Origin of the sequence: Amycolatopsis oliviviridis (assembly GCF_014654365.1) — a bacterium.
GTDB classification, from domain to species: Bacteria; Actinomycetota; Actinomycetes; order Mycobacteriales; family Pseudonocardiaceae; genus Amycolatopsis; species Amycolatopsis oliviviridis.
Genome location: NZ_BNAY01000002.1, coordinates 178,319 through 201,665, shown reverse-complemented (window position 1 = coordinate 201,665; position 23,347 = coordinate 178,319). Strand labels below are relative to the sequence as shown.

The window sequence follows — 23,347 nt, the reverse complement described above, 5'->3', positions numbered from 1 at the left end:
CTCGTCATGGCCGCACGGGAGGTGCTCGTCGAGCGAGGTCCCGAGGGGGTGAGCCTGCGCGGCGCGGTCGCGAAGGTGGGCGCGTCCACCGCGGCGCCGTACCGGCATTTCCGCGACAAGGACGCGTTGCTGGTGGCGGTCGCGCTAGAAGGGCATGCCGAACTGCAGGGGCACCTGCGTGGCTGTGGCGCCGGGACGGTGACCGCGCTCGGGCGTTCCTACCTCGGCTTCGCGCTGGAGAATCCCGCGCTGTACCGGTTGATGGTGGGCGCCGGCATCGGTGACCGCGCCGCGTATCCGGAGCTGGGCGACGCGCACCGGGAGACGTGTGCGCTGCTGGCCGACCGGGTGGGGGAGCGGACCGATCCGGACGGGTTCGCCATCACGCTGTGGTGCCTGCTCCACGGGCTGGCCACACTCGCGATCGACGGTCACGTCGAGCGTGACTCCGCCGTCGAGGAGGCCGAGCGCAGCCTCGCGTTCCTGAGGTGAAGTACATGATGGCCCCCTTCCTGTACCTGGGCGCAAGGAAGGGGGCCATCATGTACTTCGGCGGGCTCAGCCGATGGACGGGATGAAGGTCGGCAGTCGCCGGACCTTCGTGTCCTGCTCGAAGGCGTAGGCGATGGCCAGCAGCGACGGTTCGCTGAACCGCCCGCCCATGATCGACAGTCCCAGCGGCAGCGGCCCGGCGTAGGCCATCGGGACGGTCATGTTGGCGTAGCCCGACACCGCCGCCGGTCCGGACGAGTCGATGAGCAGCGCGCCGTCCCCGACCCCGAGTTGCGTCTTCCACGCGGCGTTGTTGGTCGGCGCAACGATCGCGTCCAGCTTGTTCCCGCGCAGCGTCTCGTCGAGGCCTCGCCGGGCAGCGCTCGTCGCCGCTTCCCGCATCGCGCGGTAGGCCGGATCGTTCAGGTCACCGGTCGTCGCCTGCGAACGGTCCCACAGATTCTGCGTCCAGTAAGGCATCTCGATCGCCGCGTGGTCCAGGTTGTACTGGATCAGCCCGGCCAGGTCGGCGGGGTGCTTGCCGCCGGTGGACGCGAGGTAGGCGTTCAGGTCGTGCTTGAACTCGGTCCTGATCGCGGGGAACTCGTTCGCCGCGATGACGTCCAGGTAGGGGATCGTGATCTCCACCGTGGTCGCACCGAGCTTCCGCAGCTTGCCCAGCGCCTGCTCGAACGCCGCCTTCGTCGTGTCGTCCGGGGTGTAGACCTCACGCCAGACACCGATTCGCTTGCCGCGCAAGGCGTTGGGGCGCAAGAACTTCGTGTAGTCGTCGAGGGACTGCCGGGCGGCGTCGACGGTGATCGGGTCACGGCGGTCGGCGCCGTTGAGGGCCGCGAGCAGGATCGCGGCGTCGACCACGTTGCGCGCCATCGGCCCCGCGGTGTCCTGCTGCTTCGACACCGGCACGATCCCGCTGCGGCTGACCAGCCCGAGGCTCGGCTTGACACCCACGATGCCGTTGGCACCGGACGGGCAGCTGATCGAACCGTCCGTTTCGGTCCCGACGGCGACGGTCGCCAGATGCGCAGCGACGGCCACTCCCGGACCGGACGACGAGCCGCACGGGTTGCGGTCGAGGACGTAGGGGTTGGCGGTCTGGCCCGCGAGCGGGCTCCAGCCGTTCGACGAACTGGTGGACCGGTAGCTCGACCATTCCGACAGGTTGGCCTTGCCGAGGATGACCGCCCCGGCCTCACGCAGGTTTTCGACCACGCCGGCGTCACGGTACGGGCGGGATTCCAGCAGCGCGGTCGAACCCGCGGTGGTCGGCTGCCGGTCCGCGGTGTCGATGTTGTCCTTGAGCAGCACCGGGATTCCGTCCATCGGTCCCTTCGACCGGTGCCGGTGCCGCCTCGCGTCACTTTCCGCGGCGAGCCGCAGCGCGTCCGGGTTCGTGGTGAGCACCGCGTGCAGCGTCGGATTCAGTTTCCGGATCCGCTGCAGGTAGAACGAGGTCAGTTCGACCGAGGACAGCCTTCCTGAGCGCATCGCCCGTTGCAGGTCGGGGATCGTCGCCCGTTCCAGGTCGATCCCGGCCACGACGGGACGGCCGGAGAAGGCCCCGGCCTGCGCCGGGACGGCCGTGGTCGCGGACGCGACGAACACCATGGCGAGAAACGCGGACACGGCCGCACCGCGTCTGCGCAAGGAATGTCTTGTCAAGGAATTCCCTCCTTGGTCGAAAGAATTCCTGAACCGTACGGGTGGCGCTTCATTCCGGAAACGCCGAATGGTGACGGGAAAACGGTGATTGAATTGTCGGGCGGGCGGCGGTCCGGTAGGCGATCAGTCACGGGAACGGCATGACAGGCCGGGACGAGGCGTGACTTCGGTACGCGGAGCGGCCGGGCGCGGACGCAGGGTGAGACGAGTCCGGTGATTCCCGTCGGAAAAATTCCGTCCGATTTCGGCGATGTGCCGGTTTTCGGGTTGTTCGGGGATTGTTCGGGGTTCGTCGATCATCCGGCCCGCTTCGGCGGTGAGTGATCGGAGAGCGCCGCGCCGAAGGAACGCGCGGCGCCCGCCAAACCGGCGACCACCGAAACCGGGTCACGCCGGACAGGCAGGACCGCGGCGAGGGCCGCGCCGACCCGGCCGTCCGGCGTCCTGATGCCGACGGCCGCGCAGCCGAGCCCCTCCGTGATGGCCTCCGACTCGGTCGCGTACCCGGCCGTGCGGATCCCCAGCGCGTCGGCGTCCGGTTCCGCCAGCGACGGGTGGTGCGCGGCGAGCAGCCGTCCGGCGGCGGTCCCCGGCGGCAGCGGAGTGCCCGGCCACACGGGGACGTCGTCGGCGGGCAGCACGGCCCCGGCCGCGACCAGCGCCCGGCCCTCCCTCGGGACCACGAGCACCAGGCTCGCGCGCATCCGCGCCGAAAGCGGCGGCAGCCATTCCTTGGCCAGATACCGCAGTTCGGGCTGCCAGAACCGGCCGAGCCGGAACACCCGCGAGCCGATCCGGTAGCCGCTGCCCGCTCGTTCGACCGCGCCGAGGTCGGCCAGCTGGTCGAGGAGCCGGTGCACGGTGGTCTTCGGGAGCCCCGTGGCGCGCACGAGCTGGGTCAGCCCCGCCTGCCCACCGTGCTCGTCGAGTGCCTCGAGCAACGTGAACGCGCCTTCGAGCACGCCACGTCCGCCGATGGTTTCCCGCATCGCCGCCCTTTCCCCGAAGTCAGGCCACATCGGAGAAGTAAAGTGCGCTTCGGCGCGTCCGGGACACGGACTTTCGGGCAGCCGATGGGGCGGGGTTCCGCTGAACGGTCCCATCACGGACGTGACCGACACCGCGTCGGAAACCACCGTGCCGGGTCCGGTGTCCCGGTGCGTTCCTGGCATGCTGGCAAGGTTCGCGCGAACACCACAGCTCCAGGGGGACGTCGATAATGGAGGAGATCCGCCGCCTCGCCGACCGGTTCGATCTCATCGAGCCCGTCGGCGGTGGCTCCATGGGCACCGTGTGGCGGGCGCGCGACGACAACCTGGAGCGCACGGTCGCGGTGAAGGAACTCCTGTTGCCGCACGGGCAAGGGGAGCAGAAGGCCGACGAGGCCAAGAACCGCGCCCTGCGCGAGGCCAGGATCGCCGCGCGGCTGGTGCATCCGCACGCCATCACCGTCTTCGGGGTGATCGACGAGCAGGACCGCCCGTGGATCATCATGGAGTACCTGCCCTCGACGAGCCTCGCGGACAAGCTGCGCGACGGGCCGATGGAGGTCGACGACGTCATCCGGCTCGCCATCCAGCTGTGCTCGGCGCTGGCGGCCGCGCACCGGGCGGGCATCGTCCACCGCGACATCAAGCCCGGCAACGTCCTGCTCGGCGACGACGACACCGTCAAGATCACCGACTTCGGGATCTCACGGGCGATGGGTGACGTCCAGCTGACCGCGACCGGCGAGATCTCCGGGACGCCGGCGTTCCTGGCGCCCGAGGTCGCCCGCGGTGAGGATGCCACTTCCGCTTCCGACGTGTTCTCCCTGGGCGCGACGCTGTACACCGCGCTCGAAGGCGGCACGCCGTACGGCACGGCGGAGAACCCGATCGCGCTGCTGTACCGCGCTTCGAGCGGGGAGATCACCCCGCCGACCAAGTCGGGGATCCTGACGCCGCTGCTGAACCGGCTGCTCGATGTCCGGCCGGACAGCAGGCCGACGATGACCGAGACCGAACGCGAGCTGCGGGCGCTGGCGGCGGGGGAGCCGACGACGCTCGTCGCCGAGGAACCGCCGCCGAAGGCGCGCAAGGGGATGCTGATCGGCGTCATCGTCGTGTTCCTGGTGCTCGCGGCGGTCGCCGCCGCGGCCGTGGTCGTGGTGCTCAATCGCGGCGAAGACACTCCGTCCGGCTCCGCACCGCCGCCTGCCTCGCAGTCGCAGAGTGCCGCGCCGCCGTCGTCGGAGCCGGTCGCCCCGCCGCCTACGCCGTCTGAAGTGCCTTCGTCGTCACCGCCCCCGCCTTCGACGCCGCCGTCCTCGGCACCGCCTCCGGCTCAGACAGCGGGGCAGGCTCTCTCGGCGTACTACACCCTCATCCCGGGCAACCTGCAGGCCGGATTCGCGACGCTGAGCGACAACTTCAAGCGCAGCAGGAACCAGAGCTTCGAGCGGTACTCGAGCTACTGGAAGACGTACAGCGCGGTGACCGTGTCAAACGTGTCCGAAACCGGGAACACGGTGTCGGCGACGCTCACCTACGTCTTGGCGGGCGGCGGGACCAAGACGGGGCGGGAGACCTTCGTCCTGGTGCAGCAGGACGGCCGTTGGCTCATCGACTCGCAGCGGGCAGGCTGAGCTTCCCGGCGAGGCGCTGAAGCCAGGCCATGACCTCGTCGGGGGAGCGGTCCGGGAGACCGAAGATCGTCTCGGTGACCCCGGCCGCTTCCAGCTTGGCCAGGTTCTCCGGATCCGGGCGGACGCCGAGGGCCGAGATCTCCGGTTCGCCGGCGCGGCCCGCCTCGTGCCAGATCTCGCGCAGCCGCCGGGCCTTGTCCTCGATGTCCGTGTCGCCAGGGGTGGTGAGCCAGCCGTCGGCCGACTTCGCGATCCAGCGGAACGTCTTCTCCGTCCCGCCCGCGCCGACGATCACCGGGATGTGGGCCTGAGCCGGTTTCGGCCACGCCCAGCTCGCGCCGAACGAGACGAACTCGCCCGCGTACGAGGCTTCGTCGTCCGTCCAGAGCGCGCGCATTGCCTCGATGTACTCACGCAGGACCGTCCGCCGCCTGTTCCCCGGGACGCCGTGATCGGCCAGTTCGTCGACGTTCCAGCCGAAGCCGACGCCGAGGGTGACCCGCCCGGCCGAGAGGTGATCGAGGCTGGCGATCGTCTTCGCCAGCGTGATCGGGTCGCTCTCGACCGGGAGGGCCACCGCCGTCGCGAGCCGGATCCGCGTGGTCACCGAAGCCGCTGTCGCCAGCGCGACCCACGGGTCCAGCGTGCGCAGGTAGCGGTCGTCGGGCAGTGACGAGTCGCCGGTGCGCGGATGCGGAGCCTCCCGTTTGACCGGGATGTGCGTGTGTTCGGGTACGTGGAAGGTGTCGAAGCCCGCGGCTTCCGCCGCCCGTGCGGCGGCCGCCGGGGTGATGCCCCGGTCACTGGTGAACAGAACGATCCCGTGTTTCACCGATCGCACATTATTAGAACGTGTTTCAGTTCGCAACCGCCGCGCGCAGCCTGACCGGCAATGCGTTCAGTCGCCAGGTGCCCGGGTCGGGGATCCGCAGCAGGCCGTCGGCGAGTGCGAGATCGGGGAATCGCCGCAGCAGTGCGGCGAGGGCGACTTCCGTCTGCACCCTGGCCAATGAGGCGCCGAGGCAGAAATGCGGGCCGTGGGCGAACGCCAGATGCCACGCCGGGCCCGCGGCGCGCCGGATGTCGAAGACGTCCGGGTCGGGGAACGCTTTCGGATCCCGGTTCGCCGCGGCGATCGCGACGGTAACAGGTTCTCCTTTCGGGATCGTGACGTCGCCGATCCGGACGTCGGTGGTGGTGATCCGGGGGATCGTCAGCAGCTGGGGGCTGCACCAGCGCATCAGTTCCTCGACCGCCCCGGGCATGAGGGCCGGGTCTTCGCGGAGCGCGGCCAGCTGGTCCGGGTGGGAGAGCAGGACCTCGACGGCGTTGGCGATGAGGTTGCCGGGCACCTGGCCGCCGAGGACGAGCTGCCAGACCAGGGAGACCAGTTCGGTTTCGCTGAGCCTGTCGCCGTCTTCGGCCTGGATCTGGAGAAGCTGGGAGACGACGTCTTCGCTCGGTTCGAGCTTCCGTTTCGCGATGGCGGCGAGCGCGTCCTCGACGATTGCCGGGACCGCGTTCTGCAGCCCGGGGCCGTCGCCCGCCGCGACCATCGTGCCGTACTCGCGCCAGCGCGGACGGTCGGCTTCGGCGATGCCGACCAACGCGCAGATCACGTCGACCGGCAGCGGACGCGCGAAGGCGGTGACCAGGTCGATCTCGCTCTGGCCGGCGAGACCGTCGAGGAGATCGTCCACGAGCCGCTCGATTCCCGGGCGGAGCGCGGCCGCCTTGCGCGGGGTGAACGCGGGGGACACGAGGCGCCGGAGCCGGAGGTGTTCCGGGCCCTCGACCACCTGCATGGACCGCATGTACGGGCGGCAGTGCTCGGGGATGTCCATCGGCGGGTAGCTGGCCGGGCTCAAGGCGAAGCGCGGGTCGCTCAGCATCTTCCGCGCCTCGTCGTGCCGAAGGACCGCCCACAGTGCGAACCCCGGCGCGACGAGCTTGGCGATCGGGGAGCGCTCGCGGGCGGGGCTGTACGCGGTGAACGGATCGCGCAGGACCTCGGGGTCGGTCAGCTGGATCTCGGGAACGTCGGACAAGGCAGCTCTCCCAGTTCGGATGTTCAAATCAGATGTTCTCATCATCTGAATGGTCAAGGTATCTTGATCCGGGTTCGAAGGCAACGTGCGGGGTGACGGGAGGCCGATGGTCCGGCTGAGCAGGGCGGAGACGCAGGAGCGCAACCGCGCGAAGGTGCTGGCCGCCGCGCGCGACGAGTTCGCGGACCAGGGCTTCCGGGACGCCAAGATCGACGTCATCGCCGAACGGGCGGAGCTCACGCGCGGCGCGGTCTACTCGAACTTCCCCGGGAAGCGCGCGCTGTACTTCGCCGTCCTGGCCGAGCTGGCGGAACGCTCGGCCAGGGCGCCGCACGCCGTGCCGGGCACGACACTCCCGGACGCGCTGGGGGCGCTGGCCAGGGCGAGGGTCGCGGCGCTTCCCCTTGACGACGAGCAGGCGGGCCTCACCCGCGACCTGATGCCGGAGGTGCTCGCGGACGAGCGGATCCGGCGTCCCTTCGCTCAGCTGGTGAAGCTCAACGGGCTGCTGCTCGGGCTCGCGCTGGAGCGGCTCGACCCGCCGGATCGCCCGGCGGGGGCGCCGATCCCGCGCCGGATCCGGCTCGCGGAGACCGTGCTGACCACGTTGCACGGCGCCGGCCAGCTGGCGGCCGCCGCGCCGGGACTCGTCGAGCCTTTCGACGTCGTGAGCGCCTGCGAACGGCTGGCGGGGCTGGCCTTCAACGACTGGTGGGCGACACCGGTGATCGTGCCCGCCGCGCAGGCCGCCGACCGGCCGTGGGCACCGCCCGGGGCCGTGGACCTGGTGCGCGCCGAACCTTTCGTGCCCGCCGACGGCGTGGTCGTCGTCCTGGGCACCCATCGGCTGGCCGCCGCCGAGGAGGCAGTCCGGGCGTCAAGGGGCGAGGTCACCGTCGTCGTGGTGACCAGCGAGCCCGACGAGCTGGTGCCGTTGACCCGGCTGATCGTCGCGGAGGTCTGCGGCGGCCTGCGGCAGGCGTTCCCCGAGTCGTCCTGGCCGGGTGTGCGTGTCGTGTGCGACGTGACCGGGACGCTGGCGGCGGCCGCGGGGGTGCTCGCGGTCAGCGACGAGACCGAGGCCGCGGTGCGGATCCAGCGTGGCCGGATCGTCGCCACGGCGGACGGGCGCGGCGCCGGGCACGCCGTCTCGACGACCGGCGAAGTGTCCCGAGTGGACTAGGGCGTGTTTCAGAAGTCGGGATCACGAAGCCCATCGAACCGACTTCTGAAACACGCCCTAGACGACGTCCGTGTGGCGGATCCGGTACACCTGCAGGCGAAGCCCGTAGTACTTCTCGGTTTCCCCGACCCAGACCATCCCGAGCCGTTTCGCGGTCGCGATCGCGCGTTCGTTGGCCGGCCGCGCGACGGCGAAGAGTTCGTCGGTGTCCTGGGTGAAGGCCCAGGCGATCAGCGCGCGGGCGGCCTCGGAGGCGTACCCCTCGCCCCAGGCGTCCGGATGCAGCTGCCAGCTGACCTCCAGGTCCTCTTCGAACGGTGGCAGCAGGTGGATGCCCAGCCCGCCGACGACCGCGCCGTCCTCCTTGCGCTGCACCGCCCATCTTCCGCGCGGTGGCACGAGATTGGGCTGCGCCTGTTGCCAGGCCTGCAGCACCGAGCGCATGGCCGCGGCGTCGGTCACCCGGTCCATCGCCGGGGTGAGCCAGCGGGTCACGTCGGTGGTGCCGTAGATCGCCAGCGCGGCTTCGGCGTCGTCCTCGGACCAGTCACGGACGACGAGCCTTTCGGTGGTCAAGTCCATAACAGAACGTTACGCGCGTCGGCGCGGCGGTTGGGTGTCCGGATCATGACAACTCGGCAACCCGCGTACCTTGGCGCCATGCGCGCCGACGCTTCGACGACCCCCGAGCAGGCCTGTCCGATCGCCCCGGTGGTCGACCTCGTCTTCAGCCGCTGGACCACGCCGATCCTGTGGACGCTCAACGAGTTCGGCAGGCAGCGGTTCGTCGAACTGGAGCGGCGCATCGGCACGATCACGCCGAAGGTCCTCACCCAGCGGCTGCGGCAACTGGAACGCGACGGTCTCCTCACGCGGACCTATCACGCCGAAGTGCCGCCGCGGGTCGAGTACGAGATCAGTGAGCTGGGCCGGAGCCTGGCACCGCTGTTCGCGACCCTCGCGGACTGGTCCGCGGAGAACCTGCCGAAGGTGGAAGACGCCCGGTCGGCCTACGACTCCGCTCCCTGAAGTCCTCTTCGCAAAAAGGTGACTACTTGCGTGCGGTCGCTTATTTGACCGATCGGTCTAGATGTGGTTAAGCTTCTCTCGTGTCCAGGGTGAAGGAATTCGACGTCGACGCGGCCTGCGAAGCCGCGCTGGAACTGTTCTGGCGGCAGGGGTACGAGGCCACTTCCGTCAGTGACCTCGTCGCCGAGCTCGGCATCGGCAAGGCGAGTCTCTACGCGACGTTCGGCACCAAGCACGAGCTCTATCTGGCCGTCTTGAACCGCTACATCGCCCGGGGCAACGTGCGGTTCGTCGAGGACTTCGCCGGACCGGGGCCCGCGCTCGCCGGGGTGCGGCGGCTCATCGACCGCTATCTCGCCGAAATCCTCGACGAATCGGGGCGAAAAGGCTGTTTCGTGGTCAACGCGGCCATGGAGATGATGCCGAGGGATCCCGACGTCGCGCGAGTGGTCGAGCGCAGCTGGGACGCGCTCGAACTGGCCTTGCGGATGGCGTTGAGCCGGGCGAAGGCGCAAGGCGAACTCGACGACGCCGTCGATCCGGAAGAGCTCGCCGGCTTCCTGCTCACCGTCCTCCAGGGGATGCGCGTACTGGGCAAGGGGCCGGATCCCGCGGCGCGGGCCAAGGCGACGGCGAAGCAGGCCATCGCGGTCGTCGAAGCCGCTCGCAAACACTGATAATAGAACGATCGGACCAGAAAGTTGGAGACTGTGGGGAAGCGATTCAGCGGCAAGGTCGTCCTGGTGACCGGGGGAGGTTCCGGGATCGGCCGCGCCACGGCGGCGGCTTTCGCGCGCGAAGGCGCTCAGGTCGTCGTTTCCGGCCGGGACGGCGAGAAACTGCGTCAGACGGTGAAGGAGATCGAGGCCGACGGCGGCGCGGCCGACGCGGTGACCGCGGATGTGAGTGTCGGCGCCCAAGTCGAGCACCTGGTCGCTGAAACCGTGCGGCGGCACGGCAAACTCGACATCGCGTTCAACAACGCCGGTGTCCTCGGCAGCCCCGCGCCGACGGCGGATCTGGACGAGGACGGCTTCACCGCCGTCGTGCGGACGAACATCACCGGCGTCTGGCTGTCCATGAAGCACGAGATCGCGCAGATGCGAGCTGGCGGCGGGGGAGCCATCGTCAACATGTCGTCCAACATCGGCTCGCACCTCCGCCTTCCGGGAATGGCCGCGTACGCCGCGTCGAAGGCCGCCGTGGACGTGCTGACCCGGACCGCCGCCCGCGACCACATCGCCGAGGGGATCCGGATCAACGCCGTCAGCCCCGGTGCCACCGACACCGGCATGTCGTTCCGGCCCGGCGAGACCGAGGCCGACCGTACGGAACGGCTCGCCTCGGTCATCCCGCTCGGCCGGATCGCCGCGGTCGAGGAGATCGCCGCGGCCGTGCTCTGGCTGGCGTCCGACGAATCCGCGTACGTCGTCGGACACGACATCGTCCTGGACGGCGGTACGAGCGCCTGAGCCTCAGCGCCGTGAAGGCAGCAGTTCCTGCACCTTCGTCTTGATCCCCTGTGTCACCAGGTGCCAGGCGTCGGGCTCACCCTTGAGGACGGCTTCGGTCATCGACTTCAGCTGCTCGAAGGTCGCGTGCGGCGGGATCGGCGGCACCTCGGGATCGCAGCGGACGTCGAGCACGGTCGGCACGTCGGCCGACAGCGCGACGTCCCACGCCTCGCCGAGCCGGGCGGGATCGTCGACGGCGATCCCGCCCAGGCCGACCTCGAGGGCGAAGTCCGCATAGGACACTTCCGGCAGGCTCTGCGACGGTTCGAACTTCGGCGCTCCGCCCATGGCGCGCAGTTCCCAGGTGACCTGGTTCAGGTCGCCGTTGTGGAAGACGCAGACGACGCAGCGCTGGTCGGCCCACAGTTCGCGGTACCGGGCGATGGTCAGCAGCTCGGACAGCCCGTTCATCTGCATCGCACCGTCACCGACCAGCGCGATCACCGGCCGGTCGGGGTGGGCGAACTTGGCGCCGATCGCATAGGGGACGCCGGATCCCATCGTCGCCAGCGTCCCGGAAAGCGTGCCCCGCATCCGGCCGTGCATCCGGAGATTCCTGGCGTACCAGTTGGTGGCGGAACCGGAGTCCGCGGTGACGATCGCGTCCTCGGGAATCCGCTCGGACAGCTCGTGCACGATCCGCATCGGGTTGACCGGGTTCGCCTCCAGCATCGCCTGGCGGGTCACCGTCTCCTGCCACTCGCCGACCTGCTTTTCGATCCGCTCCCGCCAGCCCCGGTCGGTTTTGTTCTCCAGCAACGGGATCAGCTGCTGCAAGGTGCCTTTCGCGTCGCCGAGCAGATTGACCTCGGTCGGGTAGCGCAACCCGAGGAACCGGGGATCGATGTCGATCTGCACGGCGCGGGCCTGGCCGAATTCCGGCAGGAACTGCGCGTACGGCATGTTCGAACCGACGATCAGGAGCGTGTCGCAGTCCCGCATCATCTCGTACGTCGGCCGTGTGCCGAGCAGGCCGATGGAGCCGGTGACATACGGCAAGTCGTCCGGCAGAACATCCTTGCCAAGCAACGCTTTCGCCACACCCGCGCCGGTGAGCCCGGCGACTTCGCGGAGCTCGGTGACGGCGTTTCGCGCACCCTGTCCGACCAGGATCGCGACCTTCTCACCCGCGTTCAGCACCTCCGCGGCGCGGGCCACCTCGTCGGCGGGCGGAATGACGCTGGCCCGCGGATGATCCGGCGGGGACGACGGCACGTGTTTGAACTCGTGCTGCGGCGGCTGATAAGTCTCCTCCTGCAGATCCGCCGGGATGATCAGCGCCGTGGGCGCGCGCTGGGCGATGGCCGTGCGGAGGGCCCGGTCGAGCGCGTTCGGCAACTGTTCGGGGACGTTCACCTCGACGAGATACTCGCTCGCGACGTCCTTGAACAACGCCTGGAGGTCCACTTCCTGCTGGTAGCTGCCGCCCATCGCGCTGCGCGCCGTCTGCCCGACGATCGCCACCACCGGCACGTGGTCGAGTTTCGCGTCGTAGAGCCCGTTGAGCAGGTGGATCGCGCCAGGGCCGGAGGTCGCCATGCAGACGCCGGGTCGTCCGCTCAGCTTCGCGTAGCCGACGGCCGCGAACGCCGCCATCTCCTCGTGCCGCGTCTGCACGAAACGAGGTTCGTTCCCCGCCGCGCCGAACGCGGTCACCAGCCCGTTGATCCCGTCCCCGGGATAGGCGAAGACCTGCTCGACGTTCCACTCGCGCAGCCTGGCCAGGACATGGTCCGCAACGGTTTCGCTCATGGGCGGCGGATACCGCCCGCTTTCGGCGGCTAAACGTCCTCGAGGATCTTGGCGATCCCGGCGACGACGTCCGGATGTCCGAGCGGCAGCGGCGGCGGGACCCGGTTGTACGGTTCGCCGGTGCTGTGGGGGAGCACTTTCACCGCGGTCCCGGTGGCGCGCACCCGATCGGCCAGTTCGGAGGACTCGTCCGGCACAGGGTCGATCAGCAGGACGTGCGACGCGGCGCCGGGGTGGCGTTCGGCCAGCCGAAGGGCGGCTTCGGCCGCTTCGCCGGCGGCCACGACGTCGATCTGCGGGTCGCCTGTTTCCGTGTCACCGAGCAGGTCGTCGGCCTGGCCGAGGGCGCCGTCGACCGGCAGCCTGCACCAGATGATCCGCCGCCGGGTCGCGAGCGGGCGCCAGGTCGCCGGCAACTCGCCGTTCTTGCCCTCGCCCGCGGGGTCGAGCACCAGGAGCTTCGCCTCCATGTCTTCGCCGTCGTTCACCACCGGCGGGCCCTCGGCGCGGACGGGATCGGGTTCGGCGGGCATGGTCCCTCCTCAGCGATGCGTACGGGGCAGTTCCGGAGAATCGGTGTCCAGCGGCACCGACGCCGACCTGACGAGTCCCAATTGGACGGTCTGGCGCTTCGTCACCGCGTCCAGCACCCAGTCGGCGGCGGTGCGTACCCGGTTCCCCGGCATGGCCAGCAGGTGATATCCGCGCGTGACAGCCTTGGCGGCGAGCCCGGAAAGGGGGATGTGCAAGGGATTCGCCGCGGCCTGATGGGCACCGAGGTCGACGACGAAGCCGAGATCGTGATGCCGGTAGGTTCCGTGCGAACCGTGCCCGAGCGAGGCGGCGACGTTCCGTCCGGCGAGTTTGCCCTGTCGTTCGGCGTGCTGGGCGGTCATCGGCGTGTACTCGCCGGGCCTGGTCAGATCCGGGACGGCGGCCGCGTCCCCGCACGCGTAGACGTCGCGTCGCCCGGGGACGTTCAGCTGCGCTGTCACGACGAGCCTGCCCTTGGCGGTCTTCAGCCCCAGCGCCTCGACCAGGGGATCCGGCCGGACCCCGACGCACCACACCAGCGTGTGCGTCGGCACCGCTTCGCCGGAGGTCAGCGTGACCTCCTTCGCGCCGGCGTTGTCGATCGAGGTCTTCATCAGCACCTCGACGCCGCGAGCTCGCAGCACCTCGTCCGCGGTGGTGCCGAGCCGCTCGTCCAGCTCCGGCAGGACACGGTCGGCGACGTCCAGCAGCAGCCAGCGGATCTTCTGGCCGTTCAGCTCGGGGTGCCGGGCGGCGAGGGCGGCGGTGAACGCCGGTCCCTGCGCGGCGACCTCGGTGCCGGTGTACCCGGCGCCGACCACGACGAACGTGCAGCGCGCGTCGCGTTCGGCCGGGTCCTTCGCGGAGGCGGCGAGTTCTATCTGCCGGGTGACGTGATCCCGCAGATAGAGCGCCTCGGGCAGACCGCGGAAGCCGTGGGCGTACTCGGGGACGCCGGGGATCGGCAGCAGCTTGTTGACGCTGCCGGCGGCGAGCACGAGACGGTCGTAGCCGATCGAGTGCTCGCGGTCTTCGGGGTCGAGGTAGCTCACGCTGCGGCCGTCGAAGTCGACCGACGTCGCGGTGCCGAGCACCAGGCGTACCCCGCGCAGGGTGCCGGGGATGGACACCGAGATCCGTCGCGGTTCGAGGATCCCGGCGGCGACTTCGGGCAGCAGGGGGAGATAGAGGAAGTAGTCGGTCGGATTCAGCACGACGATCTCGGTGTCTTCGTCCACCGATTTGAGCAGGGTCTTGGCGGCGTTGTAGCCCGCGAACCCGCCCCCGATGATCACTACGCGCATCGTCAGTCCTTCGTGGGCCAGTCGCCGGTCGCCTTGCGGTAGCCGACCGCGCCCGCGCGCTCGGTGGCCGCCTTCACCGCGCCGAAGATCGCGCCCTGCGCGGCCGCCGCGACGATCACCTGGGTCCAGGTGAAGTCCCGGTCCGTGGCGTTCGGAGCGTCTTCTTCGCCGCTCACGCGTTTCCAGATCTGCTTGAACGCGATCCCGGCGAGCACCCCGCCCGCGGCGCTCACGACCATGTTCAGCGGTTTGTAGAGAACCTTGTTCACGACGAAGACCTCTTTCGCAGGATCAGCCGGATCGCCACCAGCAGCGCGAGCGCACCGGCGAAGATCGGAAGGGGATTCGCACGGACGACATCGGTGCCCTGACGGAACTTCTCCGCCGCGGGCTCGGAAACCTTCTCGGAGATCTTGGCGCTTGCCTCGTCCACCTTGGCGTCGAGGTTGTCGTTGACCCTCGTCTTGACGTCCATCTTCTTGCCCAGCGCGTCGAGGGTCTCGGTGAGCTCCTCGCGGGTCACGTCGCGATCGGTACGGGCTTCCTCGGCGTTCTTGGGAAAATCGGTCATGAGCGCACTCCTTGTTTGACGGTGTCGACATCGTCGCGGACGCCTTCGATGGCCTCTTCCGGCACCGGCGGTGTCGCGCTCGTGACTTCCTTCTTGCCGACTACGGCGGAAAGGCCACCGACCAGCAGCAGTGCCGCGCCGGTCACCACGGCCGCCAGCCAGGCCGGCATGACCAGGGCGAGTGCCAGCACCACGGCGGCGATCAGGGTCGCCAGGCCGAAAAGCGCGAAGATCCCGGCCGCGCCGAACAGCCCGGCGCCGAGTCCCATCCGCTTGCCCTTGCCCTGCAGTTCGAACACGGCCAGCCGCATTTCGTCCCGCACCAGGCGTTTGACCTCGTCACTCAGGTCGGAGACCAGTTCGCCGACCGACTTTTCCCCGGTCGGCTTCCGGTGGGCTTCTTCGATCATGGAGCACCTCCTCGGAGCGTTCTGCCCGCCGGGTACCCGACAGTCCGGGCGGTCAATCACGGTGTGTTTCGGCCCGCCGGGGGTCGGGTAGCCGAGGAGCGCCGGCTCGAAAAGCACCCAACCGACAGGAGGATGCATGAGCACGATCACCGAAATGGTGGACGTCGAAGTCCCGGTGAAGACCGCGTACAACCAGTGGACGCAGTTCGAGACCTTCCCGAAGTTCATGGAAGGTGTCGAGGAGATCCGTCAGATCGACGCGACTCACACCCACTGGGTGACCAAGTTCGGTGGTGTGAGCCGGGAATTCGACGCGACCATCACCGAACAGCATCCCGACGAGCGCGTCGCGTGGACGTCGGACTCCGGTCCCGACCACGCGGGCGTCATCACCTTCCATCGCCTGGACGACAACAAGACCCGTGTCACGGCGCAGATGGAGATCGATCCGGAAGGCTTCGCCGAGAACGTCGCCGACAAACTCGGTGTGCTCGACCGCCGGGTCAAGGGCGACATGAAGCGGTTCAAGGAGTTCATCGAGAGCCGCGGCCGCGAGTCCGGCGCGTGGCGCGGTGACGTGGACCGCCCCGGCAGCTGACCCATATCCGGATCCGCCCCTGGAAGACGGCGTTTTCCAGGGGCGGATCCGGGTACTCGTCGGGGTGAGGTCCACAACGAAGGGAGCGTTCCGGCATGACTACCAACGCATACGTGGCCTTCCTCGTCATCGGGGTGGCCCTGGTCATGCTCGACGGTCTGATCATCTACCAGAGTGGTAAGCGCTACCTGCGGGGTTCCCACGGGGATCCCGCGGCCGGGGCGTCCATGACGTGGCTCGTGACGGTGCTGTTCCACCTCGGGACCCTGGGCGTTTTGGCGCTGCTGTCGACCATCGACATCGGCGGCAGCGACCTTCCGGGTGTGGTGGGCAGGCTGGGTGTGCTGCTGCTGGTCCTGGCCATCGCGCACGCGATCACGCTCAGCGTGCTTTCGCGGATCCGCGGCGAGCAGGAGGCCGAAGCGGTCATCAATCGCCCCAGGCAGCGTGTCGAGCCCGAGCAGCAGGGCACGACAGTGACGCCGGTGCCCGGCCAGGAAGGCCGCTACCCGGCCGCGAGCCCGTCGATCGAACAGCAGGCGCCGTACACGACGCCGTAAGCCGGCTCAAAGCGCGTGAAGGCCCCCTTCCCTCGACTCAGCCGAGGGAAGGGGGCCTTCACGCGCTTTCGGTCTTGGGGGAGCGGCTACTCCGAGAGCTTTCCTCGCAGCTGTTCCAGCGTCTGTGCGAGAAGCCGCGAAACGTGCATCTGCGAGATGCCGACCCGTTCCGCGATCTGAGTCTGCGTGTACCCACCGAAGAACCGCATCACGAGGATCGCGCGTTCCCGCTTCGGGAGTTCCCGCAGCAGCGGTTGCAACGCCTCGTGGTTCTCCACCAAGGCCATTTCGTGGTCTTCCTCGCCGATCGTGTCGGCCAGGGACAGAGCCTCGGAGGCGTCGTCGTGCACCGGCTTGTCGACGGACAACGTCTGGTACGCCTGGCCGGCGAGAAGTCCTTCGCGCACCTCGTTGACGTCGAGATCCAGGTACTCCGCGAGTTCGGTCGGGGTCGGCGCGCGGCCGAGCCGCTGGGACAGCGCGGCCGTGCCCTGGCTGAGCGAGACGTGCAGTTCCTTGAGCCGCCTCGGCACCCGGACCGACCAGCCGGTGTCCCGGAAATGCCGCCGGACCTCGCCCATGACGGTGGGCACGGCGAACGACAGGAAGTCGTGCCCGCGGCCGGGGTCGAAGCGGTCGACGGCGTTGATCAAGCCGATCCGCGCGACTTGGACCAGGTCCTCACGGGGTTCTCCCCGCCCGGAGAACCGGGTGGCGATGTGCTCGGCGAGCGGCAGCAGTTCGGTGACCAGGCGGCCGCGCACCTCCTGGCGGCGTACCGAGTCCTCCGGCAGGGAGGCCAGCTCCTCGAAGAGCGGTTCGCAGTGAGCGTAGTCGTCCGCCTGCCGGGTGAGTGTCTTACGCTCCCCGCTCACCCGTCGCTCGTTCCCGGGGCCAAGACGAGTTCGATCGTCGTCGTACCCCCCAGTTCGCCGGGAATCGGTTCGCATCGGGCCGCCACCGAGCCGGTCAAGGTGGTCAGGACATGCCAGCCGAACGTCGTCTCGCTCGGCAGGAAGGGTCGCGCCGTCCTCGTGGAGATCGAGACGGCGATCCCCTCCGGTACCTCGTGAAAGACACAACAAAGAACAGCTCCGGGTTCAGCCTGCTGGACAAGCTGGGAACAGGCTTCGTCGACGGCCATCTTCGCGTCTGAAATGGCGTCCAAGCCGAAATCCGCACGGGCCACCACACCGTGGGTGAGCGTGCGGACGAGCGGGATCTGCTCCGCTTCGGCCGGAAGGCAGAGTTCGACCCGGTCGAACAGCGCGTCCGACTGGGGCCGGGTTTGCGGGGTCAAACCGCCCCGTCCTTGTGCATCCATTACGAAACCCATCCGTCCGTGGCCGTGAAGAATCCGCGGCGGGGTTCCGCCGCGGGACGCGTGATCAACGGCCGAGGGCGCGCTGAAGCTCCTTTTTGGACATCTTCGACCTGCCCTTGACGCCGCGTTTCTTCGCTTCGTTGTAGAGCTGGTCCTTGGTCGGGCCGTTCGGGCCCTGGCGGTTGCCGGATCGCTTGCCACCCCGCCGCTGCGGCGACATGTCCTGAACGGAGGTCCGGCTCGCCTCGCGGGACTCGCCCGCCTGCGCGCGGTTCTTGTTCACCGTGCGCGCGGCGATCTCCTCGGCCCGGTCGGTGCTCGCGCCCCTGTCCTTCGCCGAATCCTTGATGTGTTCGTACTGACGTTCTCGTTTGTCGCTCCAACTCTGCTGGGGCATCGCGGCTCCTCTCTTCCCGGAGCAAGTACCCCGTTCGATTCACCGGATAAACGTCCGGTTGATCCCGGGAACGGCCGGGTACGCGGAGGTCAGACGTGAAGGAGGGTTCGATGCGCATCGGCTACACGCTCATGACCGAACAGGCCGGGTCGAAAGACCTGGTGAGGTACGCCGCCGGGGCCGAGAAGGCAGGTTTCGACTTCGAGGTGATGAGCGACCACTACTCGCCCTGGCTGGACGAGCAGGGCCATTCGCCGTACGCCTGGAGCGTGTTGGGGGCGGTGACCCAGAGCACCGATCGGGTCGAACTGATGACGTTCGTGACCTGCCCGACCATGCGCTATCACCCGGCGGTGGTGGCGCAGAAGGCGGCGACCGTCCAGGCCTTGTCGGACGGCCGGTTCACCCTCGGGCTCGGCGCGGGGGAGAACCTGAACGAGCACGTCGTCGGCCGCGGCTGGCCGCCGGCGAACGTCCGCCACGAGATGCTCGCCGAAGCGGTCCAGATCATCGGCGGCCTGTTCGACGGCGGGTACTTCAACTACGCGGGTGACCACTTCCGGGTGGACTCGGCGAAACTCTGGGATCTCCCGGAACAGCGCGTCCCGATCGGCGTCGCGGTGTCCGGATCGCAGTCGGTGACCCGGTTCGCGCCGATGGCCGACGCGATGATCGCGGTGGAGCCGGACGCCTCGCTCAGCCGCGAATGGGACGCCACCAAACTCGGCCCGCCGTCCAGGAAGATCGCCCAGCTGCCGGTGTCCTGGGGTGAGGACCGCGACGCCGCGATCCGGCGGGCACACGAGCAGTTCCGCTGGTTCGGCGGCGGCTGGAAGGTCAACGCCGAACTGCCGGGGCCCGCGGGGTTCGCCGGGGCGACCCAGTTCGTCAAACCGGAGGACGTCGCGGCGGCCATCCCGTGCGGGCCGGACGTCGACGGGATCGTGAAGCAGGCCGGCGAATTCGAGGCGGCGGGCTTCACCGACCTCGCGCTGATCCAGATCGGCGGGGACCAGCAGGAAGGCTTCCTCCGGTTCGCCGAGGACACCCTCCTCCCCGCGCTGCGGGGCTGAATCACACGGACGGAGTAAAGCTGTCGTGTCTCCACGCCTCCGAATGGGGACACCTGTGTTCAAACCCGCGATCGCGGGTACCAGATCGACACGTTGTCCTTCACCCAAGGGGGAACCGATGAGGAACGAACTCGGCTTGCACCCGGTGCCCGACCTGCTGCCGGAAGGCCAGGACACGCCGGAGCAGGAGGCCATTCGCCGCAAGGCCGCTCTCGCCGTGGCTTCACGGGCGACGAGCGCCGAAGACTGCGCGACGTTGCTGGACATGCTCGGCCTGCACGACGGCGGCCGCAGCTCCGAAGTGGCCTGACTCAGCGTCCGCGCGCTGCCACGAGATCCGCGACGAAGGCCCGGTAGGCTTCGTCGCGGTCCGGCGCGCGCAGTACCGCCGACGGGTGGACCGTGGCGACGGCAGTGGTGTCGAACTCGGGTAGCTCGATCCTCTCGCCACGGCTGCGGGTGATGCGGAAATCGTCACCCAGCAGCGTCTTCGCGGCCGTTGCGCCGAGGACGATCAGCAGCTCGGGATGGACCGCCGCCAGCTCCGCGCGCAGCCAGGGGCGGCAGGCGACGATCTCGGTCTTCGACGGCGTCTTGTGGATGCGCCGCTTGCCGCGTTCGTCGCGCTGGAACTTGAAGTGCTTGACCGCGTTGGTGACGTAGATCGTCCGGCGGTCGAAACCCGCCTCGTCGAGAGCGCGGTCGAGCAGCCGCCCGGCCGGCCCGACGAACGGGGCACCTGCCCGATCCTCCTGGTCGCCGGGTTGTTCGCCGACCACCATGACCTCCGCCTCGCGGGGTCCTTCACCGAAGACGGTCTGGGTCGCGTCGCGATGAAGGTCGCAGCCGCGGCAGCCGGACGCCGCCGAACGGAGCTCGCCCAGGTCGGCGGTGTCGGGAGGGTCCGCTCCGGGTGCCTTGGTCGCCATGGCGCTCGGGTTCCCTTCCCAGGCCCTGGACAAACCGGGTTACGCGTCCACCGAGCCGGGTAGCCGGGCTGTATGGCGACCACCACCGAACCTGCCATCGCTTCCGTCCGGGACACCATCCGTGTCGCACTGCGGGTCGTGCTGCCCACGCTCGCGGGCGGGGTGATCAAACGGCGTCCGCTGGGACTGGCCGCGGCGCAGAAACTCCAGCTGGACCGGCCCGCCGTGCAGCTGCTGCGCCGGCTTCGGACCCGATACGGCGCGGGGCCGCTGCGGCTGCGGGTGCCCGGCCGTTCGATCGATCTTGCGCTGTCCGGTGAAGACGTGGCCGAGGTGCTCGCCGCCGCGCCGGTCCCGTTCAGCCCGTCGACCAAGGAGAAGCGGGCGGCGCTGGGGCACTTCCAGCCGCACGGCGTCCTGATCTCGGACGCGACGGACCGGCCGCCCCGCCGCCGCTTCAACGAAGACGTTCTCGAACCCGGCCGCCCGCTCCACGACCTCGCAGTCCCCTTCGCCGCGGCGATCGGCGAGGAAGCGGCTTCGCTGCGGCAGCGCGGCACGCTGGATTGGGACACCTTCAACGTCGCCTGGTGGCGGCTGGTCCGCCGGATCACCCTCGGCGAGTCCGCGGTGGACGATGACGGCCTCACCGACGCGCTCGCCCGCCTGCGCAAAGACGCGAACTGGGCATACGCGCACCCCCGGCGGGACCGGCTCCACGACCAGTTCCGTACCCGGCTCATCGGTCATCTGGAACGGGCTGAGCCGGGGAGCCTGGCCGAGGCCATCGCGTCGGTGGGCCCGTCCGGCGAGCGGACCATGGAGGTCATCGCCGACCAGGTCGCGCACTGGCTCTTCGCCTTCGACGCCGCGGGGATCGTCACCTTCCGCGCGCTCGCGTTGCTCGCCACTCACCCCGCAGCGCTGGAACGCGCCGCCGAAGAGGTCGCCACCGCCGACCTGACCGCGCCGAACCAGTTCCCGTACCTGCGTGCCTGCGCCCTCGAATCGGTCCGGCTGTGGCCGACCACCCCCGCCTTGTTGCGCGAGAGCACGGCGAAGACTCCCTGGGGTCCGGCGGGGACGACGATCCTGATCTTCACCCCGTTCTTCCACCGCGATCCGGAACGCCTGTCCTACGCCGACCGGTTCGAACCCGGGATCTGGCTGGACGGCAGCGCGGCGGCCAATCCCGCGCTGGTCCCCTTCAGCGCCGGGCCTGCCATCTGCCCGGGCCGGGACCTGGTGCTGTTCTGCGCCAGCACGATGCTCGCGCACCTGATCCACGGTCGCCGTTTCGAGCTGCTCGCCGGTGCCGTCCTCGGCCCGGAACGGCCGTTGCCCGCGACGCTGGACAACTTCCACCTGAAGTTCGCGGCCTTGACCTAGGCCGTCTCCTCGTCGACCCATTCGAGCAGGTCGCCGGGCTGGCAGCCGAGAACCCGGCACATCGCTTCCAGCGTGCTGAACCGGACAGCCTTGGCCCGGCCGTTCTTCAGCACCGCCACGTTCGCCGGGGTGAGCCCGACGAGTTCGGCGAATTCGCCGACACTCATCTTGCGTTTGGCCAGTTCGACGTCGATGCGGACGACGATCGGCATCAGATCACCTGTTCCAGGTCGGAACGCAGCGAGGTGGCCTGCCGCAGCAGCGTGCGCAACACGATCATGAGGAAGAACAGTACGGCGCCGCCGGTCAACGCCAAGAACAACAGCAGTGGCAGGGCCGGGTCGTCGGCATTGAAGCCGACGTAGAGGAACACGCCCGCCAGCACCAGCCAGCCGGCGAGGATCGACCACACGATGGCGTCCACCCACTTCAGGGACGCCTCGGTGAAAATCCGGTCGCGTTTTACCAGAGTGAGCAGCTGCCAGGTGGCGACGATCACCACCTGGACGCACAGCACCCAGAAGACGGAGACCGCCGTGGCGGGCCAGCGAAGGTAGGCCATTTCCGGGTCGTGTCGCGCCAGGTACGCGAACTGCCCGGGCAGCGACATGGTCTGGAACAGGACGAGGATCCCGAACAGCACCACGAGGAACATTCTGAGCGGCGCGACTGCCCGCTGTGCCGTGAACATGGATCGAGTATCGAGCCTTATCTATCGAAAGTCAATCGACAGTTATCGAGGATCGGTTCGGCTGGCTCGGTCGAGTGGCTCGCTCGGCCGGCTTGGCCGGCTGGGGAGTCATGGCACTCTCGGGGGCGGCAAAGCGGCTTTCGCGACAGGGTTGATTCGGCTGCCGGGAGGTAATGGAGAATTGCTCACCGCGCCAGTGAACGGGGTTGAATTTCCGATACGCGAAGGAATTCACCCGGCCGTAGTGCGGACATTGTCGTGTCCGGAGGTGTCTGCCAGGATGCTCGTGTCCCGAACCGAAGGAGCGTTTCAGTGGCTAGCCGTCTCAATCCTTACCTCAGCTTCGCCGGTGACGCCCGGCAGGCCATGGAGTTCTACAAGTCGGTGTTCGGCGGAGAACTGAAGCTGAACACGTTCGGCGAGTCCGGTATGGCGGGTTCGCCGGTGGAGGACCAGATCATGCACGGCCAGCTCGAATCGCCGAGCGGCTACACGATCATGGCGTCGGACACGCCGCCGGGAATGGAACACCGTCCCGGTACGAATGTTTCGGTCAGCCTCAGTGGTGATGACGGCGAGGAATTGCGCGGGTACTGGGAGAAACTCTCCGCGGAGGGCACAGTTTCGGTCCCGTTCGAAAAGCAGATGTGGGGTGACGAATTCGGCGCCTGTGCCGACAAGTTCGGCATCCTGTGGATGGTGAACGTCGTCCAGTCCTAGGGCATTCCGGCCCTGTCCGATCCGGGTCGAAGCTCCCGACTTCCGGGGACTTGCGGCTCCGATCGCGCGAAACCTGTGATGCCACCGGCGGAACCGCCGTTCTCCTCTCGTGAGGATTCGGCGGTTCCACCGAGAGGCGAGGCTATGAACAGGATGGTCGCGGCATTGCTGGTTTCGGCGGGTGCCGTCGCGGCACTGGGCGCCTGCGGGACGACGACCACCGGGACACCGGTCACCGTCGTCCGGGAGATCGTGCCGCCCTCGACGACCACCGCGGTCGTCGCGCCGCCGACCACTTCGGTGGTCGTGGTGGAGCCACCGGTGACGGTCACGCGGGCGCCTTCGCTCACGTCATGCCAGCGCCTGTTCGCCGAAGGGTTCTCGTACGTGTACGCGTACAACTCGTGGGTGAACGCCGGGCGACCGCTCAGCTGGGACGCCGACCGCGACGGGTATCCCTGTGAGCAGTCCTATGGCAACCGGAACTAGCCGCTTGCTGAAGGCCTGGCGTACTGGTGGA

Annotated in this window: 30 protein-coding genes; 13 read left to right on the top strand and 17 right to left on the bottom strand. The window is 69.0% G+C overall.

The features are described from left to right. Positions 1-6 precede the first annotated feature (6 nt). The gene (locus tag IE302_RS08425) at positions 7-492 is read left to right on the top strand and encodes a TetR/AcrR family transcriptional regulator (RefSeq protein ID WP_229907674.1); all 486 of its coding nucleotides are present in this window, start codon (positions 7-9) and stop codon (positions 490-492) included. 66 nt (positions 493-558) lie between these two features. Here IE302_RS08425 and IE302_RS08420 read toward each other — a convergent pair whose 3' ends face one another. Together IE302_RS08420 and IE302_RS08415 are read right to left on the bottom strand one after the other, a co-directional pair. Then, complete coding sequence (locus IE302_RS08420; RefSeq protein ID WP_191254714.1) at positions 559-2,121, bottom strand: amidase; 1,563 nt, start codon at positions 2,119-2,121, stop codon at positions 559-561. A gap of 350 nt (positions 2,122-2,471) precedes the next feature. Then, positions 2,472-3,164: an IclR family transcriptional regulator gene (locus IE302_RS08415; RefSeq protein ID WP_191253533.1), complete on the bottom strand. Its 693-nt coding sequence runs from the start codon at positions 3,162-3,164 to the stop codon at positions 2,472-2,474. Positions 3,165-3,394: 230 nt separating this feature from the next. On the opposite strand from IE302_RS08415, the gene IE302_RS08410 reads away from it, so the two are divergent. Continuing rightward, positions 3,395-4,801: a serine/threonine-protein kinase gene (locus tag IE302_RS08410; protein ID WP_191253531.1), complete on the top strand. Its 1,407-nt coding sequence runs from the start codon at positions 3,395-3,397 to the stop codon at positions 4,799-4,801. Here IE302_RS08410 and IE302_RS08405 read toward each other — a convergent pair. Together IE302_RS08405 and IE302_RS08400 are read right to left on the bottom strand one after the other, a co-directional pair. Then, positions 4,776-5,633, bottom strand: a complete 858-nt coding sequence (locus IE302_RS08405) for an LLM class F420-dependent oxidoreductase (RefSeq protein ID WP_191253529.1) — start codon at positions 5,631-5,633, stop codon at positions 4,776-4,778. The genes IE302_RS08410 and IE302_RS08405 overlap by 26 nt on opposite strands. Positions 5,634-5,658: 25 nt before the next feature. Further along, a complete protein-coding gene (locus IE302_RS08400; protein WP_191253527.1) occupies positions 5,659-6,849 on the bottom strand; it encodes a cytochrome P450 family protein in 1,191 nt (396 codons plus the stop codon). Positions 6,850-6,955: 106 nt separating this feature from the next. Here IE302_RS08400 and IE302_RS08395 point away from each other — a divergent pair, with 106 nt between their 5' ends. Then, positions 6,956-8,032, top strand: a complete 1,077-nt coding sequence (locus IE302_RS08395; RefSeq protein WP_191253525.1) for a TetR/AcrR family transcriptional regulator — start codon at positions 6,956-6,958, stop codon at positions 8,030-8,032. A 57-nt stretch (positions 8,033-8,089) separates the two neighbouring features. Here IE302_RS08395 and IE302_RS08390 read toward each other — a convergent pair whose 3' ends face one another. Continuing rightward, positions 8,090-8,614 carry a GNAT family N-acetyltransferase gene (locus IE302_RS08390; protein WP_191253523.1) on the bottom strand — a complete coding sequence of 175 codons (525 nt, stop codon included), beginning with the start codon at positions 8,612-8,614 and terminating at the stop codon, positions 8,090-8,092. 78 nt (positions 8,615-8,692) lie between these two features. On the opposite strand from IE302_RS08390, the gene IE302_RS08385 reads away from it, so the two are divergent. The 3 genes from IE302_RS08385 (at position 8,693) to IE302_RS08375 (ending at position 10,533) form a co-directional block, all read left to right on the top strand. Beyond that, positions 8,693-9,061, top strand: a complete 369-nt coding sequence (locus IE302_RS08385; protein WP_191253521.1) for a winged helix-turn-helix transcriptional regulator — start codon at positions 8,693-8,695, stop codon at positions 9,059-9,061. Positions 9,062-9,141: 80 nt separating this feature from the next. Next, on the top strand, positions 9,142-9,738 hold the full coding sequence (locus tag IE302_RS08380) for a TetR/AcrR family transcriptional regulator (protein WP_191253519.1): 597 nt from the start codon (positions 9,142-9,144) through the stop codon (positions 9,736-9,738). 33 nt (positions 9,739-9,771) lie between these two features. Further along, the gene (locus IE302_RS08375; protein WP_191253517.1) at positions 9,772-10,533 is read left to right on the top strand and encodes an SDR family NAD(P)-dependent oxidoreductase; all 762 of its coding nucleotides are present in this window, start codon (positions 9,772-9,774) and stop codon (positions 10,531-10,533) included. A gap of 3 nt (positions 10,534-10,536) precedes the next feature. Here IE302_RS08375 and IE302_RS08370 read toward each other — a convergent pair whose 3' ends face one another. Genes IE302_RS08370 through IE302_RS08345 form a run of 6 tightly spaced genes read right to left on the bottom strand, consistent with a single transcriptional unit; the run spans position 10,537 to position 15,146 of the window. After that, positions 10,537-12,327 carry a thiamine pyrophosphate-requiring protein gene (locus tag IE302_RS08370; RefSeq protein WP_191253516.1) on the bottom strand — a complete coding sequence of 597 codons (1,791 nt, stop codon included), beginning with the start codon at positions 12,325-12,327 and terminating at the stop codon, positions 10,537-10,539. A 29-nt stretch (positions 12,328-12,356) separates the two neighbouring features. Continuing rightward, entirely contained in the window at positions 12,357-12,860 is a 504-nt protein-coding gene (locus tag IE302_RS08365) for a hypothetical protein (RefSeq protein ID WP_191253515.1), read from the bottom strand. Between the two features lie 9 nt (positions 12,861-12,869). After that, positions 12,870-14,165, bottom strand: coding sequence for an NAD(P)/FAD-dependent oxidoreductase (locus IE302_RS08360; RefSeq protein WP_191253514.1), 1,296 nt, complete (start codon positions 14,163-14,165; stop codon positions 12,870-12,872). Positions 14,166-14,167: 2 nt separating this feature from the next. Then, a complete protein-coding gene (locus IE302_RS08355) occupies positions 14,168-14,434 on the bottom strand; it encodes a DUF4235 domain-containing protein (RefSeq protein ID WP_093937072.1) in 267 nt (88 codons plus the stop codon). Then, complete coding sequence (locus IE302_RS08350) at positions 14,431-14,736, bottom strand: DUF3618 domain-containing protein (protein ID WP_191253512.1); 306 nt, start codon at positions 14,734-14,736, stop codon at positions 14,431-14,433. Before IE302_RS08350 ends, IE302_RS08355 begins: the two co-directional genes overlap by 4 nt. Beyond that, positions 14,733-15,146: a phage holin family protein gene (locus IE302_RS08345; RefSeq protein WP_191253510.1), complete on the bottom strand. Its 414-nt coding sequence runs from the start codon at positions 15,144-15,146 to the stop codon at positions 14,733-14,735. Before IE302_RS08345 ends, IE302_RS08350 begins: the two co-directional genes overlap by 4 nt. 136 nt (positions 15,147-15,282) lie before the next feature. On the opposite strand from IE302_RS08345, the gene IE302_RS08340 reads away from it, so the two are divergent. Both IE302_RS08340 and IE302_RS08335 read left to right on the top strand, forming a co-directional pair. After that, positions 15,283-15,744 carry an SRPBCC family protein gene (locus IE302_RS08340; RefSeq protein WP_191253508.1) on the top strand — a complete coding sequence of 154 codons (462 nt, stop codon included), beginning with the start codon at positions 15,283-15,285 and terminating at the stop codon, positions 15,742-15,744. 95 nt (positions 15,745-15,839) lie between these two features. Then, positions 15,840-16,304 (top strand): hypothetical protein, encoded by a 465-nt coding sequence (locus IE302_RS08335; RefSeq protein WP_191253506.1) that lies wholly within the window; start codon positions 15,840-15,842, stop codon positions 16,302-16,304. 86 nt (positions 16,305-16,390) lie between these two features. Here IE302_RS08335 and IE302_RS08330 read toward each other — a convergent pair whose 3' ends face one another. The 3 genes from IE302_RS08330 to IE302_RS08320 form a co-directional block, all read right to left on the bottom strand. Next, complete coding sequence (locus IE302_RS08330; protein ID WP_191253504.1) at positions 16,391-17,179, bottom strand: SigB/SigF/SigG family RNA polymerase sigma factor; 789 nt, start codon at positions 17,177-17,179, stop codon at positions 16,391-16,393. Then, positions 17,176-17,628, bottom strand: coding sequence for an ATP-binding protein (locus IE302_RS08325; protein ID WP_191253502.1), 453 nt, complete (start codon positions 17,626-17,628; stop codon positions 17,176-17,178). The genes IE302_RS08330 and IE302_RS08325 overlap by 4 nt, the downstream gene beginning before the upstream one ends. A gap of 64 nt (positions 17,629-17,692) precedes the next feature. Further along, entirely contained in the window at positions 17,693-18,025 is a 333-nt protein-coding gene (locus IE302_RS08320) for a plasmid stabilization protein (RefSeq protein WP_191253501.1), read from the bottom strand. Between the two features lie 110 nt (positions 18,026-18,135). Here IE302_RS08320 and IE302_RS08315 point away from each other — a divergent pair, with 110 nt between their 5' ends. Further along, the gene (locus IE302_RS08315; protein WP_191253499.1) at positions 18,136-19,098 is read left to right on the top strand and encodes a TIGR03557 family F420-dependent LLM class oxidoreductase; all 963 of its coding nucleotides are present in this window, start codon (positions 18,136-18,138) and stop codon (positions 19,096-19,098) included. A 118-nt stretch (positions 19,099-19,216) separates the two neighbouring features. Continuing rightward, complete coding sequence (locus IE302_RS08310) at positions 19,217-19,408, top strand: hypothetical protein (RefSeq protein ID WP_191253497.1); 192 nt, start codon at positions 19,217-19,219, stop codon at positions 19,406-19,408. A gap of 1 nt (position 19,409) precedes the next feature. Here IE302_RS08310 and IE302_RS08305 read toward each other — a convergent pair whose 3' ends face one another. Beyond that, complete coding sequence (locus IE302_RS08305; RefSeq protein WP_191253495.1) at positions 19,410-20,027, bottom strand: UdgX family uracil-DNA binding protein; 618 nt, start codon at positions 20,025-20,027, stop codon at positions 19,410-19,412. 72 nt (positions 20,028-20,099) lie between these two features. Here IE302_RS08305 and IE302_RS08300 point away from each other — a divergent pair, with 72 nt between their 5' ends. Then, on the top strand, positions 20,100-21,416 hold the full coding sequence (locus tag IE302_RS08300) for a cytochrome P450 (RefSeq protein ID WP_191253493.1): 1,317 nt from the start codon (positions 20,100-20,102) through the stop codon (positions 21,414-21,416). Here IE302_RS08300 and IE302_RS08295 read toward each other — a convergent pair. Further along, positions 21,413-21,628, bottom strand: coding sequence for a helix-turn-helix domain-containing protein (locus IE302_RS08295; protein ID WP_093937082.1), 216 nt, complete (start codon positions 21,626-21,628; stop codon positions 21,413-21,415). The genes IE302_RS08300 and IE302_RS08295 overlap by 4 nt on opposite strands. Next, on the bottom strand, positions 21,628-22,107 hold the full coding sequence (locus tag IE302_RS08290; protein ID WP_191253484.1) for a DUF2975 domain-containing protein: 480 nt from the start codon (positions 22,105-22,107) through the stop codon (positions 21,628-21,630). The genes IE302_RS08295 and IE302_RS08290 overlap by 1 nt, the downstream gene beginning before the upstream one ends. Positions 22,108-22,419: 312 nt before the next feature. Here IE302_RS08290 and IE302_RS08285 point away from each other — a divergent pair, with 312 nt between their 5' ends. Then, positions 22,420-22,827, top strand: a complete 408-nt coding sequence (locus IE302_RS08285; RefSeq protein ID WP_191253482.1) for a VOC family protein — start codon at positions 22,420-22,422, stop codon at positions 22,825-22,827. 144 nt (positions 22,828-22,971) lie between these two features. Continuing rightward, complete coding sequence (locus IE302_RS08280; RefSeq protein ID WP_229907672.1) at positions 22,972-23,316, top strand: hypothetical protein; 345 nt, start codon at positions 22,972-22,974, stop codon at positions 23,314-23,316. Positions 23,317-23,347 lie beyond the last annotated feature (31 nt).

Excerpts from the sequence above, each read along its gene's own strand:
- IE302_RS08370 (WP_191253516.1), bottom strand. The coding sequence starts at position 12,327 with ATGAGCGAAACCGTTGCGGACCATGTCCTGGCCAGGCTGCGCGAGTGG.
- IE302_RS08280 (WP_229907672.1), top strand. The coding sequence starts at position 22,972 with ATGAACAGGATGGTCGCGGCATTGCTGGTTTCGGCGGGTGCCGTCGCG.
- IE302_RS08315 (WP_191253499.1), top strand. The coding sequence starts at position 18,136 with ATGCGCATCGGCTACACGCTCATGACCGAACAGGCCGGGTCGAAAGAC.
- IE302_RS08310 (WP_191253497.1), top strand. The coding sequence starts at position 19,217 with ATGAGGAACGAACTCGGCTTGCACCCGGTGCCCGACCTGCTGCCGGAA.
- IE302_RS08290 (WP_191253484.1), bottom strand. The coding sequence starts at position 22,107 with ATGTTCACGGCACAGCGGGCAGTCGCGCCGCTCAGAATGTTCCTCGTG.
- IE302_RS08395 (WP_191253525.1), top strand. The coding sequence starts at position 6,956 with ATGGTCCGGCTGAGCAGGGCGGAGACGCAGGAGCGCAACCGCGCGAAG.
- IE302_RS08350 (WP_191253512.1), bottom strand. The coding sequence starts at position 14,736 with ATGACCGATTTTCCCAAGAACGCCGAGGAAGCCCGTACCGATCGCGAC.
- IE302_RS08345 (WP_191253510.1), bottom strand. The coding sequence starts at position 15,146 with ATGATCGAAGAAGCCCACCGGAAGCCGACCGGGGAAAAGTCGGTCGGC.
- IE302_RS08360 (WP_191253514.1), bottom strand. The coding sequence starts at position 14,165 with ATGCGCGTAGTGATCATCGGGGGCGGGTTCGCGGGCTACAACGCCGCC.
- IE302_RS08390 (WP_191253523.1), bottom strand. The coding sequence starts at position 8,614 with ATGGACTTGACCACCGAAAGGCTCGTCGTCCGTGACTGGTCCGAGGAC.
- IE302_RS08335 (WP_191253506.1), top strand. The coding sequence starts at position 15,840 with ATGACTACCAACGCATACGTGGCCTTCCTCGTCATCGGGGTGGCCCTG.
- IE302_RS08410 (WP_191253531.1), top strand. The coding sequence starts at position 3,395 with ATGGAGGAGATCCGCCGCCTCGCCGACCGGTTCGATCTCATCGAGCCC.
- IE302_RS08385 (WP_191253521.1), top strand. The coding sequence starts at position 8,693 with ATGCGCGCCGACGCTTCGACGACCCCCGAGCAGGCCTGTCCGATCGCC.
- IE302_RS08305 (WP_191253495.1), bottom strand. The coding sequence starts at position 20,027 with ATGGCGACCAAGGCACCCGGAGCGGACCCTCCCGACACCGCCGACCTG.
- IE302_RS08425 (WP_229907674.1), top strand. The coding sequence starts at position 7 with ATGGCCGCACGGGAGGTGCTCGTCGAGCGAGGTCCCGAGGGGGTGAGC.
- IE302_RS08295 (WP_093937082.1), bottom strand. The coding sequence starts at position 21,628 with ATGCCGATCGTCGTCCGCATCGACGTCGAACTGGCCAAACGCAAGATG.
- IE302_RS08320 (WP_191253501.1), bottom strand. The coding sequence starts at position 18,025 with ATGCCCCAGCAGAGTTGGAGCGACAAACGAGAACGTCAGTACGAACAC.
- IE302_RS08325 (WP_191253502.1), bottom strand. The coding sequence starts at position 17,628 with ATGGATGCACAAGGACGGGGCGGTTTGACCCCGCAAACCCGGCCCCAG.
- IE302_RS08420 (WP_191254714.1), bottom strand. The coding sequence starts at position 2,121 with ATGGTGTTCGTCGCGTCCGCGACCACGGCCGTCCCGGCGCAGGCCGGG.
- IE302_RS08300 (WP_191253493.1), top strand. The coding sequence starts at position 20,100 with ATGGCGACCACCACCGAACCTGCCATCGCTTCCGTCCGGGACACCATC.
- IE302_RS08415 (WP_191253533.1), bottom strand. The coding sequence starts at position 3,164 with ATGCGGGAAACCATCGGCGGACGTGGCGTGCTCGAAGGCGCGTTCACG.
- IE302_RS08340 (WP_191253508.1), top strand. The coding sequence starts at position 15,283 with ATGAGCACGATCACCGAAATGGTGGACGTCGAAGTCCCGGTGAAGACC.
- IE302_RS08365 (WP_191253515.1), bottom strand. The coding sequence starts at position 12,860 with ATGCCCGCCGAACCCGATCCCGTCCGCGCCGAGGGCCCGCCGGTGGTG.